At 57.3% G+C, this 12,874-nt stretch carries 13 protein-coding genes; 7 read left to right on the forward strand and 6 right to left on the reverse strand.

Annotated elements, in window-relative coordinates; genetic code table 11:
• Positions 1 to 32 precede the first annotated feature (32 nt).
• Complete coding sequence (locus K7B04_RS06765; protein ID WP_223803739.1) at positions 33 to 1,223, forward strand: MFS transporter; 1,191 nt, start codon at positions 33 to 35, stop codon at positions 1,221 to 1,223.
• A gap of 33 nt (positions 1,224 to 1,256) precedes the next feature.
• Here the strand turns inward: K7B04_RS06765 and K7B04_RS06770 are convergent, their stop codons facing one another.
• A complete protein-coding gene (locus tag K7B04_RS06770) occupies positions 1,257 to 1,814 on the reverse strand; it encodes a DcrB family lipoprotein (protein ID WP_065356415.1) in 558 nt (185 codons plus the stop codon).
• Between the two features lie 73 nt (positions 1,815 to 1,887).
• Entirely contained in the window at positions 1,888 to 2,553 is a 666-nt protein-coding gene (locus K7B04_RS06775; RefSeq protein WP_163446784.1) for a 7-cyano-7-deazaguanine/7-aminomethyl-7-deazaguanine transporter, read from the reverse strand.
• Positions 2,554 to 2,734: 181 nt separating this feature from the next.
• Here K7B04_RS06775 and tusA point away from each other — a divergent pair, with 181 nt between their 5' ends.
• Positions 2,735 to 2,980, forward strand: coding sequence for a sulfurtransferase TusA (gene tusA, locus K7B04_RS06780; protein WP_163446782.1), 246 nt, complete (start codon positions 2,735 to 2,737; stop codon positions 2,978 to 2,980).
• 180 nt (positions 2,981 to 3,160) lie between these two features.
• Positions 3,161 to 5,056 carry a 5'-nucleotidase C-terminal domain-containing protein gene (locus tag K7B04_RS06785; RefSeq protein ID WP_223803740.1) on the forward strand — a complete coding sequence of 632 codons (1,896 nt, stop codon included), beginning with the start codon at positions 3,161 to 3,163 and terminating at the stop codon, positions 5,054 to 5,056.
• Positions 5,057 to 5,103: 47 nt separating this feature from the next.
• Here K7B04_RS06785 and zntA read toward each other — a convergent pair whose 3' ends face one another.
• Both zntA and K7B04_RS06795 read right to left on the reverse strand, forming a co-directional pair.
• Positions 5,104 to 7,305: a Zn(II)/Cd(II)/Pb(II) translocating P-type ATPase ZntA gene (gene zntA, locus K7B04_RS06790; protein WP_163446778.1), complete on the reverse strand. Its 2,202-nt coding sequence runs from the start codon at positions 7,303 to 7,305 to the stop codon at positions 5,104 to 5,106.
• A 78-nt stretch (positions 7,306 to 7,383) separates the two neighbouring features.
• Positions 7,384 to 8,010, reverse strand: a complete 627-nt coding sequence (locus tag K7B04_RS06795; protein WP_163446776.1) for a lysoplasmalogenase — start codon at positions 8,008 to 8,010, stop codon at positions 7,384 to 7,386.
• A 141-nt stretch (positions 8,011 to 8,151) separates the two neighbouring features.
• On the opposite strand from K7B04_RS06795, the gene K7B04_RS06800 reads away from it, so the two are divergent.
• On the forward strand, positions 8,152 to 8,511 hold the full coding sequence (locus tag K7B04_RS06800) for a DUF2500 domain-containing protein (protein WP_163446774.1): 360 nt from the start codon (positions 8,152 to 8,154) through the stop codon (positions 8,509 to 8,511).
• 34 nt (positions 8,512 to 8,545) lie between these two features.
• Here K7B04_RS06800 and K7B04_RS06805 read toward each other — a convergent pair whose 3' ends face one another.
• Together K7B04_RS06805 and rsmD are read right to left on the reverse strand one after the other, a co-directional pair.
• A complete protein-coding gene (locus tag K7B04_RS06805; RefSeq protein ID WP_064541345.1) occupies positions 8,546 to 8,824 on the reverse strand; it encodes a DUF1145 family protein in 279 nt (92 codons plus the stop codon).
• Positions 8,814 to 9,410 (reverse strand): 16S rRNA (guanine(966)-N(2))-methyltransferase, encoded by a 597-nt coding sequence (rsmD, locus tag K7B04_RS06810; protein ID WP_163446772.1) that lies wholly within the window; start codon positions 9,408 to 9,410, stop codon positions 8,814 to 8,816. The genes K7B04_RS06805 and rsmD overlap by 11 nt, the downstream gene beginning before the upstream one ends.
• Before the next feature lie 178 nt (positions 9,411 to 9,588).
• On the opposite strand from rsmD, the gene ftsY reads away from it, so the two are divergent.
• Genes ftsY through ftsX form a run of 3 tightly spaced genes read left to right on the forward strand, consistent with a single transcriptional unit; the run spans position 9,589 to position 12,867 of the window.
• Positions 9,589 to 11,148: a signal recognition particle-docking protein FtsY gene (ftsY, locus tag K7B04_RS06815; RefSeq protein WP_163446770.1), complete on the forward strand. Its 1,560-nt coding sequence runs from the start codon at positions 9,589 to 9,591 to the stop codon at positions 11,146 to 11,148.
• Between the two features lie 2 nt (positions 11,149 to 11,150).
• A complete protein-coding gene (gene ftsE / locus K7B04_RS06820) occupies positions 11,151 to 11,819 on the forward strand; it encodes a cell division ATP-binding protein FtsE (protein ID WP_064541355.1) in 669 nt (222 codons plus the stop codon).
• Entirely contained in the window at positions 11,812 to 12,867 is a 1,056-nt protein-coding gene (gene ftsX, locus K7B04_RS06825) for a permease-like cell division protein FtsX (RefSeq protein WP_064541359.1), read from the forward strand. The genes ftsE and ftsX overlap by 8 nt, the downstream gene beginning before the upstream one ends.
• Positions 12,868 to 12,874: the final 7 nt, after the last annotated feature.

A 12,874-nucleotide genomic window follows, 5' to 3' on the forward strand; every position in this document is an offset into this window, starting at 1 on the left:
GCCATTTCTGTTGCATCTATAAGGGATTATCTATGCCTGCGGCCGACGCCGAGGCGCAGCTTAGCGGCCTGCGCCTCAATTTGCGTATTGTCTCCGTCGTGATCTTCAACTTCGCCAGCTATCTCACCATTGGCCTGCCGCTGGCGGTGCTGCCCGGTTATGTTCATGATGTGATGGGGTTTAGCGCCTTCTGGGCCGGTCTGGTTATCAGCCTGCAATACTTCGCTACCTTGCTGAGTCGTCCTCATGCCGGGCGTTACGCCGACCAACTGGGGCCGAAAAAAATCGTTGTTTTTGGCCTCTGCGGCTGTTTCCTGAGTGGGTTGAGCTATTTACTGGCGGCGTTTGGCGGCGGCTGGCCGTTGATAAGCCTGACGCTGCTGTGCCTGGGGCGCGTGATTCTTGGTATCGGCCAGAGCTTTGCCGGTACCGGTTCGACGCTGTGGGGCGTTGGCGTTGTCGGGTCGCCGCATATTGGCCGGGTGATCTCCTGGAATGGTATCGTCACTTACGGCGCGATGGCGATGGGCGCGCCGCTTGGCGTGCTGTGTTACCGCTTTATTGGCCTACAGGGGCTGGCGCTGGCGATTATGGCCGTCGCCGCCGTGGCGATTCTGGCGGCGCTTCCCCGTGATGAAGTGAAAGCGAAAAAGGGCAAACCGATGTCCTTCCGGGCGGTACTCGGGCGCGTCTGGCCTTACGGTATGGCGCTGGCGCTGGCCTCCGCGGGATTTGGCGTGATCGCCACCTTTATCACCCTGTTCTATGACGCCAAAGGCTGGGACGGCGCGGCCTTCGCGCTCACTCTGTTTAGCTGCGCGTTTGTCGGCACACGGCTGCTGTTCCCGAACGGCATTAACCGCCTTGGTGGACTGAATGTGGCGATGATTTGCTTTGCCGTTGAGGTGGTGGGGCTACTGCTGGTAGGAATTGCGATGACGCCAATGATGGCGAAGATTGGCACTTTCCTGGCGGGCGCGGGCTTTTCGCTGGTGTTCCCGGCGCTGGGCGTGGTGGCGGTAAAAGCCGTGCCGCAGCAAAATCAGGGATCGGCGCTGGCGACCTATACCGTATTTATGGATTTATCGTTGGGCATCACCGGGCCGCTGGCCGGGCTGATGATGGCATGGATGGGCGTGTCGACAATCTATCTGGCGGCGGCGGGGCTGGTGGCGGTGGCGCTGCTGCTCGGCTGGCGGCTAAAAAAACGGCCTCTGGCGTAGTCACGCGAGAGGCCGTGAGATCATCAAGCGAAATTAGTTGATGACCAGCGTATTAATGATTTTCTCAGCATCAGCCTGCGCCTGTTGCTGGTTGTCCGCTGGCAGCGTCACCTGCAGTGTCAGCAGTTTGTTGTCGATTTTGCCCAGTACTACGGAAGAGTAAGCGGTCTGCCCTTTGGCAGAGATGATGCTATCAAGCTGCTGCAGCGTGTGGCCTTTCATCTCGATGGATTTGTTGGTCACCACCTGTAGCTGCGGGTCGCGGCTACGCTGTTGTTCTTCCAGACGATTTGCCAGCACGGACAGCTCTTCATTGGTGCTATCGCCAACGATAACAATGATCGCTTTCTGGCCAGTGGCATCCGAGTAGACATGCATGTTGTTGCTCTGGGTGCCCAGTTTACCGCTCTGGTCGGTCATCCCGGCAGGCAGCGTGAAGCTCAGCTTACCGTCCAGCAGGTTAATCGACTGACCCGCAGCATCGCTGGCGGCTGCCGAACCCTGTGCCGGCGTGCTGGTATCGCTGTTGTCGCAGGCGGCAAGCCCCATCACCAGCAGGCCAATACCAACATATTTCACCAATTTGCGCATTGACTTCTTCCTTTCGCTAAATAGCCATAAACGGCTCATCCGCCTATCTTAACACAACCCGTCAAATGAACCTTTAACCTGGCTGCATTGCTGACAAATCAGATTTATCTGCCAGCCTTTTCAATAGCATATTCAGCAGTACGCCGTACATCGGCAGGAAGAAAATAATGCTGATAAGCACTTTAAAGCAGTAGTCGACGAGGGCGATTTCCACCCAGTGGTCGGCCATAAACGGGTCGGTGCTGCGCCAGAAGGCAATGAAGAAGAACGCCAGCGTATCGCTGATGTTGCCAAACAGCGTGGAAGCCGTCGGCGCAAGCCACCAGCGACGGTTCTGGCGCAGGCGGTTGAACACGTGAACGTCAAGGATCTGCCCCAGCGCATAGGCCATAAAGCTCGCGGCGGCGATACGGGCGACGAACAGGTTAAAGTGCGCGAGCGCGCCAAAACCCTGCCATTGGCCCATATAAAACAGCGATGAAATCACGTAGGAGATCATCAGCGCCGGGATCATCACCGCAAAGACAATACGTCGAGCCAGCGGCGCGCCAAAAATGCGCACGGTGAGATCGGTGGCGAGGAAAATAAACGGAAAGCTAAACGCGCCCCAGGTGGTGTGGAAGCCGAAAATCGTTACCGGCAGCTGCACCAGATAGTTGCTGGAGGTGATCACCAGCAGATGGAATAGCGATAGCCAGACCAGCGCATGGCGGCGCTGTATGGAGGTAAAGGGAGTCATATTGTACCTTTTTAGTGGTTGGGGTGAGGGAACCCAATAAACTGCAAACCCATTGCAGGGGCGGAATGATACTGCTTTCGTGCGTCATTGCAATGGTTGTTTTTCGCGCAATCGTTAACCTGGTTGCGTCGTTGCGCCGTCGGCGTAAACTAGGCGCGATTTTTATGATGACGAGATGATAATGACCGATTTGTTCTCCAGCCCCGACCATACCTTAGACGCGCAAGGGCTGCGCTGCCCGGAGCCGGTAATGATGGTGCGTAAAACCGTACGCACGATGCCGGTGGGTGAAACGTTGCTGATTATCGCCGACGATCCCGCCACCACGCGCGATATTCCCGGCTTTTGCCGCTTTATGGAACATGAGCTGATTGCCCAGCAGACCGCGTCGCTGCCGTATCAGTATTTGCTGCGCAAGAGCCATTAATCGCGAACGGCGGCCTTACCCGGACTGTTTTCAAACCGTGGCCGCCATTTCCCTTCCGCTAGCCCGCCTAACCTTGAACTGCCTCTCAGTTTTATTGTTTACCCTGTAAAGCCTCTGGCCAAATTATTGATGTGAATCGCATAATTTCCCCTCATTTCCCTTCCGGCACCACAAATAACAATGAAAAAATCACTCTTAGCACTGCTGCTTTGTTTAGGTACCTCTACGGCGATGGCTGAACCGGTCAATATCACGATTCTGGGCACTTCCGATCTCCATGGCACCTTCGTCCCCTGGGATTACTCGACGGATACCGAAAATCTGGCGGGCAGCCTGAGCCAGATTGCGACGCAGGTGCGCGAAGTGCGCAGTCAGCAGCCGAACGTCATCCTGGTCGACGCGGGCGACACCATTCAGGGCAACTTTGTCGAAACCTTCAAAAACGACAAAACCAGCCCGATGATCCTCGGGTTTAACGCCCTGGACTATGACGTCTGGGTGATGGGCAACCATGAGTTCGACTTTGGCCTGACGTCGCTGTCGACCTCGCTGAACCAGTTTAAAGGCTCGGCGCTGGCCGGCAATATTCTGTGGGACAGCGGCAAACCTTATCTGCCTGCGTATAAAATCATTGAACGTCAGGGAGTGAAGATCGGCATTATCGGTATGGATACGCCGATGACCGCTGAGTTCGCTAAAGGCACCGACCGCGTCAAAGGGCTTAACTTTACCGACCCGGTACAGGCGGTGAAGCAAACCATCCAGCAGATTCAGGGTGAGGTGGATGCCATAGTGCTGGTGGCGCACATGGGGATCGATAACGAGAACCAGCGCCCGGGGACCGGCGTCGGGGATATTGCGCGCGCTAACCCTGAGCTGGCGGCCATCGTCGCCGGGCATATGCACGTGAAGGTCGATAAAGAGGTGATTAACGGCGTCATCGTGACCGAACCGGATAAATACGGCCGCGCGCTGTCGCGTATCGACCTGCAGTTTGAGCAGCACAACGGCAAATATGTGCTGATCAACAAAGACAGTTATACCTATTCCATCAAAGGCATGGCGTCAGACAAGGCGCTGGAAGAGGTCTATCAGCCGTACCACACAATCCTGCGCGCCAACGCCAATCGGCCGATCGCGCAACTGACTGGCCAGGATCTGGTGCCGCCGGATGCGGTGAAAGGCATTCCGCAGGTCCATATTCAGGACACTGGTATCAGCAAGCTGTATCAGGAAGCCAGCCGCTACTATGCGCCGAAGGCGCAGGTGATTGCCCTGCAAATTGATAACGACCGACCCAAACTGAATGTGGGCACCATTACGGCAAAAGATATCGCCTTTAACTATCAGTATGCGGGCGGCGAAATTACCGTGTATCAGTTGACCGGCAAAGAGCTGAAAAAGTACATGGAGTGGTCGGCGGGTTACTTCAATCAGCTGCATGATGGTGACGTCACCTACAGCTTTAACCCGCAGCGCCGGGCGTCTAAATATTCCACCAACGATTTCTTCGACGGCGTAACCTACAAGATTGACCTGCGCCAGCCTGCCGGGCAGCGTATTCGCGATCTGCACATGGCGGATGGTACGCCAGTGACCGACAGCACGCCAATTCGTCTCGGGATGAACAGCTACCGCATGGGTCACCTGACGCAAAAAGGCGGCGTGCTGGAAGGTATGCAGTTCCCGGTACTGTCGGATAGCAAGGCGGAATATGGCGAAGAGGCGGGCACCATCCGCAATCTGACCATCCGCTACCTGACGGAGGTGAAAAAAGGTCACTATCAGGGGCAGGCGGTACAGCGCTGGCAGCTGGTTGGGCTCGAAGGTTACGATCGTGAACGTAAGATCGTCGAAAAGCTGCTGAATGACGGCAAAATCAGCGTGCCGATGAGCGACGATGGACGCTATAGCAACGTGGCGTCGTTCAATGTGAAGGCGCTGCTGTTTAGCGACCCACAGGCGAAGAAGCAAAAGCAGGCGGCCTTGCAGGCAGAGCTTGCGGCGGCAAGCTCACCAGCAGCGAAGAAATTGGTGAGCGACCAGCTGGTGATTCTTGAGGCGATTAACGAGTAAGCGTTCAGGGTGCAACCCGGCCTACAGCGGTAGGCCGGGTTGGCTCGCTACTTTCTGCGCAGTAGCCGCAGCGCGTTCAGCGTCACCAGTACGGTTGCGCCGGTATCCGCCAGCACCGCCAGCCACAGCCCGGTCATGCCCAGCAGCGTGGTGACGAGGAAAATCCCCTTCAGCCCCAGCGCAATGGCGATATTTTGCCGCACGTTGGCGTGAGTAGCGCGCGCCAGGCGAACCATCTGCACCAGCCCGGTCAGACGGTTGTGGGTGAGCGCGGCGTCGGCGGTTTCCAGCGCCACATCGGTGCCGCTACCCATCGCAATCCCCATTGCCGCCGCCTTCATCGCCGGGGCATCGTTGATGCCATCGCCAACCATCGCCAGTGGGCCCTGCACGTTCAGCGCGGTGACTTCTTTCACCTTATCCGCAGGCAGCAGGTTAGCGCGGTAAGTCATGCCCAGCTCATCGGCAATCGCTTTCGCGGCGCGTGGGTTATCGCCGGTCAGAATCACGCCCTGAATACCCAATTCGCGCAAGCCATCAATCGCTTCGCGAGCCTCTTTGCGTACCGTATCGCGCAGCGCCAGAATGCCCAGCAGCGTGTCGTCGCGGGTGACCAGCACAACGGTATTACCCTCATTTTCTAACTGCTGAATCTGCGCCAGGTGCGCTTCGGCCGGGAATTTGCCTGCGGCGCAGATAACGATGCGCTGACCCTCTACTTCCGCTTCAATGCCCGAGCCCACCAGCGTTCGCTGCGCGGTTGCCTGCGGGATGGCCAAATTCCGCTGTTGCGCCTCACGCACCACCGCCTGTGCCAGCGGATGCGTGGAGCCTTGCTCTACGGATGCAGCCTGTGCCAGCAATGCGTCTTCGCTCAGTTCAGCGGTGGCGATAATGGCTGTCACCTGCGGTTTACCGAGGGTCAGCGTGCCGGTTTTATCAAACGCCATCTGGCGAATCAGGCCAAGTTGCTCCAGCGCCGCGCCGCCCTTAATCAGCGCACCGTGGCGTGCGGCGGTGGCGAGGCCAGAGGTAATCGCCGCCGGGGTGGATATCACCAGCGCGCACGGGCAGCCGATTAGCAGCAGGGTCAGCCCTTTGTAGATCCACTCCTCCCACGAGGCGGAGAACAGCAGCGGCGGCACCAGCGTGACAAGTAGCGCAATCGCCATAATCACAGGGGTATAGATACGGCTGAAGCGGTCGATAAAGCGCTCGATCGGCGCGCGACGCTCTTCCGCCTCTTCAATCAGACGCAGGATGCGGTCAATCGCGCTGTCACCCGGTTTGGAGATGACGCTCAGCTGTACCAGACGGTCGGCGCTGGTGGCGCCAGCCGGAACGCTCTCTCCGGCGCTGCGCTCAACGGGGATCGACTCACCGGTTAATGCGCTTTCGTCAAAGCTGGCGAAGGGGGTGATCAGCTTGCCGTCAGCCGGCAGGCGGCCACCGGCAGCCACTTCAATCACATCGCCGGGCTGCAAATCTTTCTGCGCCACGGTTTCACGCTGGCCATCGCGCACGCGCACGGCGGTGTCCGGCTTCAGCGCCATCAGCGCGCTAACGCCCTGACGAGCGCGGTTTGCCGCCCAACCTTCCAGCCGTTCGCCGATTAAAAACAGCAGCAGCACCATCGCGGCTTCCGCCGTAGCGCCGATAAACAGCGCGCCGATGGCTGCGACGCTCATCAGCGTTTCAATCGCGAACCAACTGCCGCTTTTCATCAGGCGCAGCGCCTGGCGGGCGATGGGGTATAGCCCAACCAGCGTGGTGACGATAAACGCGAGATTGCCGAAGGGGTGATTAAACTGCTCCAGGCCCCAGCTGATTGCCATCATCACGACCAGCGCAATCAGCGGCAGGTTTTCCTTCAGGCGGGATTCTGGAACCTCGGGCTGCGGCTCATCTTCGCTGCGCAGCGTGTAGCCTGCGGCAGTGACCGCTTTTTCCACCTGCGCACGAATATCTTCATCGGCCTCGACCAGCAGTTTTTCGGTGGCAAACAGCACTTTTGCCTGTTTGACTCCGGCAACCTGGCTTGCGGCCGTCTCTACTTTGCGGGCGCAGGCGGCACAGTCCATGCCGTTGACGACCCAGCTATAGCGTGCTTCCAGCGCGCTTTCTGGCGCGGCTTCAGCGGTTGCGCACTGGCTGTCGCAGCAGCAGTCTTCCTGCGGCTGTGGCGCGGGGGCAAGTTTAAATGAGGAGAACTGTGGGGCTTTTTTGCCCTGCGTCTCTGGAGTCGACATTGTATCCTCCGGTTAATGATCGTTGTCTCATTAAGCGCAGCATACACTCTGGAGTCGACTCCAGAGTCAAGCAGGAAATTACAGATAAAGCGCGCGAACGATAAAGAAGTGCCCGGCAAAGTAACAGGCGGCATAGATCGCCGTATCGGCGCGGAAGCGGCGACGATAGTGGCTCATCTGCCAGACGATGTTGCCGATAAGCAGCAGCGCCGCGCCGACGAAGCCGGACAGGGCGGTATCGGTTGGCCGCAGGAACCATTGCTCGCCCGCGACCCACACCATCACCAGCGTCATGCCGATAAAGGCCAGCACCGGCAGGCGCATCTCTTCCAGCCGCGTCCAGATAACCGCCACCCACAGCGCGCCAATCACCAGCAGTACAACCGGCAGCGGCCAGAAGAAGGTGAAGGTGAGCTGGCTCGTAAACCAGATGGTATACAGCAGGTGGGAGAGGAAGAATGCTCCCACGGCGTACAGCATGCGCTGGCGCGGTAGCTGGGTTAACGCATCGCCGACCAGCGTGGCGCACAGGCCTGCCAGCACCAGGTAGCTGATGGCGTTAAACATCGGCGCCTGCCAGGCGAGAAACAAGAGTAAAATGAGTGTGATAGGTTTAAACACCCAGCGTTGCCAGGTGGGGCCACGGTAGGCGGCATCGACATAGAGCCAGCCGGAGAAGAATACGGCGATGAACGACCAAAGCATATTAAGTCCCTGTATCTGTTATCATTAATGGGTACTGTGTAGCCAGTCTTGAATGTCCAGTGTAGTAGCGTGGATGACCAGATGACAATGGCTGACCGCGCCCTTTACTATGATTTGCGTAAATTCTTAAGAGAACCTGAAATGAGCAAAATGCCTCTTTTTTTCATCGTGGTGGTGGCCGTCATCGTGGTTGCAGCCTCGTTTCGCTACGTGCAGCAACGACGCGAGAAGATGGACAACGACGCCGCGCCGCTGATGCAAAAGCGAGTGGTGGTGAGCAATAAGCGCGAGAAGGTACTGAATGACCGTCGTTCACGTCAGCAAACGGTAGCGCCTGCGGGCAGCGAGATGCGCTATGACGTGAGCTTTAAGCCGGAGCAGGGCGGCCTGGAGGTGAGCTTTCGCGTCGAGGCGGCGCAGTATCATCAGCTGACGGTGGGCGACAAAGGCACGCTGAGCTACAAAGGCTCGCGTTTCGTTGAGTTTAAGGCAGACCAGTAAAACGCGGCCTGGTGCATGACCAGGCCGGCTGTCGTTACTTTTTCTTCAGGCTGGCGCCAATTTTTTTCTGCCACACCAACAGTTCAAACACGCCAAACAGGAAGATGCGAATTTGTTCTCCGCGCGTCATCTGCGGGCCGTCTTTCGGCAGCGTGGATTTCAGCAGCGCCATCTGCATACCGTGCATCAGCACCATGAAGATCAGCGCGACGTTGACGAAAATATTCAGCGGACGCGGGAACGGGTGAAACAGGTTCAATAGCAGAAATGCCCACACGCACAGCATCAACAAACGACCCAGATTAATCAGCATCCTTTTCTCCCTGTACTTCACGTTGGTAGAGACGATAAGCCACCTGACCGGCGATTTTTTCCCGATGCAGATCCCAACTGGCGGGTACCGGCGGCAGGCCGTTTTCGACTTCGCTTTCGACGTAGATTAACGCGTCACTAGCCAGCCAGCCATTGCTCTCCAGCAAGTGTAACGTCTCTTCCAGTAATCCTTTACGGAACGGCGGATCGACAAACACAATATCGTGCGGCGTACCGGTCTGGTTGAGGAATGCGAGCGTATTCGTATTTACCACTTTTCCGTGCGTCGCCTTCAGCGTGGCGAGGTTCTTTTGCAACTGCTGGGCAACCTGACGCTCCATCTCAAGCAGCGTGGCGCTACCCGCGTAGCGAGAGAGCGCTTCCAGTCCCAGCGCGCCGCTGCCGGCAAAGCAGTCCAGGCAACGGGCATCGACCATCGACGGCGCCAGCCAGTTGAATAAGGTTTCGCGCACCCGGTCGGTGGTGGGGCGCAGTCCCGGACTATCAGGAACAGGGAGTTTACGGCCTCGCCATTGCCCGCCAATAATGCGGATCTGGCCACTGCCGCCGGAAGTTGGTTTTTTCATTTGCTTGCTCTGGTCGCTCTTTCGGCCTGCTATTCTAGCGATCTGCTCAGCCGGGTGAAAGCGGTGAAGCCAGGGAAGTTAAGTGGTAGACTAAGCGACTAATTTCATCATTATTTTAGCCTTCGCGTCGATTATGGCGAAGTGGCGCCATCAAAAACAGCGGGGAGTGTGGTTGCAAATGGCAAAAGAAAAAAAACGTGGCTTTTTTTCCTGGCTGGGCTTTGGGCAGAAAGAACAGGAACAGGTTGTTGAATCAGAAGAAAAAATTGAATCACAGCCGATAGAGGAAACGCCTGCTGTCGAGCCGGAAATCATCGCAGAAGAGACACCGGTCGTTGAAGACGCCCATACGATTGCCGAGAGTGAAGCTTTCGCGGCTGAAGTCGTGGAAGTGACCGAGCAGGTTGCGGAAAGCGAAAAAGCACAGCCGGAAGCGGTTGAGGAAATCGAGCCGGTTGTTGAAGCGCAGCCGGAAGTGGTCGAAGAAATCGAGCCGGTTGTTGAAGCACAGCCGGAAGCGGTTGAGGAAATCGAGCCGGTTGTTGAAGCGCAGCCGGAAGTGGTCGAAGAAATCGAGCCGGTTGTTGAAGCACAGCCGGAAGTGGTCGAAGAAATCGAGCCGGTAGTTGAAGAACAACCGGAAGTGGTCGAGGAGACCCCTTCGGAGCAGGATGAAGCGATTGAACCTGAGCTGACCGACGAAGAGCTGGAAGCGCAGGCGCTGGCGACGCAGTCTGAAGATGAAATCGTCGAAGAAGAGGCGGCGGTGGAAGAGACGCCTGCCGACGACGCTCAGCAGGAACAGGAAAAGCCGACCAAAGAAGGCTTCTTCGCGCGCCTGAAACGCAGCCTGCTGAAAACGAAAGAAAATCTCGGTTCCGGATTTATCAGTCTGTTCCGCGGCAAGAAAATCGACGACGATCTGTTTGAAGAGCTGGAAGAACAGCTGCTGATTGCCGACGTCGGTGTGGAAACCACCCGTAAGATCATCAGCAGCCTGACCGATACCGCCAGCCGTAAACAGCTGCGCGACGCGGAAGCGCTGTACGGCCTGCTGAAAGATGAGATGGGTGAAATTCTCGCAAAAGTGGATGAACCACTTAATATTGAAGGCAAAACGCCATTCGTTATTTTGATGGTCGGCGTTAACGGCGTGGGTAAAACCACGACCATCGGCAAGCTGGCGCGTCAGTTCGAACAGCAGGGTAAAAGCGTGATGCTGGCGGCGGGCGATACCTTCCGCGCGGCGGCGGTTGAGCAGCTGCAGGTTTGGGGCCAGCGCAACAACATTCCGGTGATTGCGCAGCACACCGGCGCAGATTCTGCTTCGGTCATTTTCGATGCTATCCAGGCGGCAAAAGCGCGTAACGTCGATGTACTGATCGCTGATACCGCCGGGCGTTTGCAGAACAAATCGCACCTGATGGAAGAGCTGAAGAAAATTGTCCGTGTGATGAAGAAACTCGACGTTGATGCGCCGCACGAAGTGATGCTGACCATTGACGCCAGCACCGGGCAGAACGCGATCAGCCAGGCCAAACTGTTCCATGAAGCGGTCGGTCTGACCGGCATTACGTTGACTAAACTCGACGGTACCGCCAAAGGCGGGGTGATATTCTCCGTGGCGGATCAGTTCGGCATTCCGATTCGTTATATCGGCGTCGGCGAGCGTATAGAGGACTTACGTCCGTTTAAAGCGGGCGATTTTATTGAGGCACTTTTTGCCCGAGAGGACTAACAATGATTCGCTTTGAACACGTCAGCAAAGCCTATCTCGGCGGGAGACAAGCGCTGCAGGGCGTCACTTTCCACCTGCAGCCGGGCGAGATGGCATTTCTGACCGGCCACTCCGGCGCGGGTAAAAGTACCCTGCTGAAGCTTATCTGTGGGATTGAACGGCCAAGCGCCGGGAAAATCTTCTTCGGCGGCCATGATATCAGCCGCCTGAAGAACCGTGAGGTGCCGTTCCTGCGTCGCCAGATCGGCATGATTTTCCAGGATCACCATCTGCTGATGGACCGCACCGTTTTCGATAATGTGGCGATCCCTCTGATTATTGCTGGCGCGAGCGCGGACGATATCCGCCGCCGCGTGTCGGCGGCGCTGGATAAAGTGGGGCTGCTGGATAAGGCGAAGAACTTCCCGATTCAGCTCTCCGGTGGTGAACAACAACGTGTCGGTATTGCCCGTGCGGTGGTGAACAAGCCTGCGGTACTGCTGGCGGATGAACCAACCGGTAACCTGGATAATGCGCTGTCGGAAGGCATTCTGCGACTGTTCGAAGAGTTTAACCGCGTTGGGGTGACCGTCCTGATGGCGACGCACGATATTGGGCTGATCTCCAGTCGTTCCTATCGCATGCTGACGCTGAGCGACGGCCATCTGCATGGAGGCCTGATGAATGAATAAGCGCGATGCCATCAACCAGATTCGCCAGTTTGGCGGGCGACTGGACAGGATTCGCCAATCCGTCGGTAAAGGCGGCGATAACCGCAATGCGCCAAAACGGCCGAAGCCTGCGACAAAGCCGAATTCACGCAAAACCAACGTGTTCAACGAACAGGTGCGCTATGCGTGGCAAGGCGCGTTACAGGACCTGAAAAGCAAACCGTTCGCCACCTTCCTGACGGTGATGGTGATTGCTATCTCCCTGACGCTGCCGAGCGTCTGCTACATGGTGTACAAAAACGTCAATACGGCGGCGTCACAGTACTACCCGTCGCCGCAGATCACCGTCTATCTGGAAAAAACGCTGGATGACGATGCGGCCGCGAAGGTGGTGGGCCAACTTCAGGCCGAGCAGGGCGTGGATAAGGTGAACTACCTTTCCCGCGATGAGGCGCTGGGTGAATTCCGCAATTGGTCAGGCTTTGGCGGCGCGCTGGATATGCTGGAAGAGAACCCGCTGCCCGCCGTGGCGGTGGTGATTCCGAAAATTGACTTCCAGACCACCGACGCGCTGAACACGCTGCGTGACCGGGTATCCCAGATTCAGGGCGTTAACGAAGTGCGGATGGACGACAGCTGGTTTGCCCGTCTGGCCTCGATTACCGGGCTGGTGGGACGCGTGGCGGCGATGATTGGCGTGCTGATGGTGGCGGCGGTATTCCTCGTCATCGGTAACAGCGTGCGCCTGAGCATTTTTGCCCGTCGTGATACCATCAACGTGCAGAAGCTGATTGGCGCGACCGACGGTTTTATCCTGCGGCCGTTCCTGTACGGCGGAGCGCTGCTGGGCTTTGCCGGCGCGTTTCTGTCGCTGATCCTGTCGGAGATTCTGGTGATGCGTTTGTCATCGGCGGTCACCGAAGTGGCGCGGGTTTTCGGCACCCAGTTTGAACTGAGCGGCCTGTCGTTTGACGAGTGTCTGTTGCTGCTGCTGCTGTGCTCGATGATTGGTTGGGTGGCAGCCTGGCTTGCCACGGTACAACATTTACGTCACTTTACCCCCGACTAAAAAAGTT

Source organism: Kluyvera sp. CRP, from assembly GCF_019930565.1.
GTDB classification, from domain to species: domain Bacteria; phylum Pseudomonadota; class Gammaproteobacteria; order Enterobacterales; family Enterobacteriaceae; genus Kluyvera; species Kluyvera georgiana_A.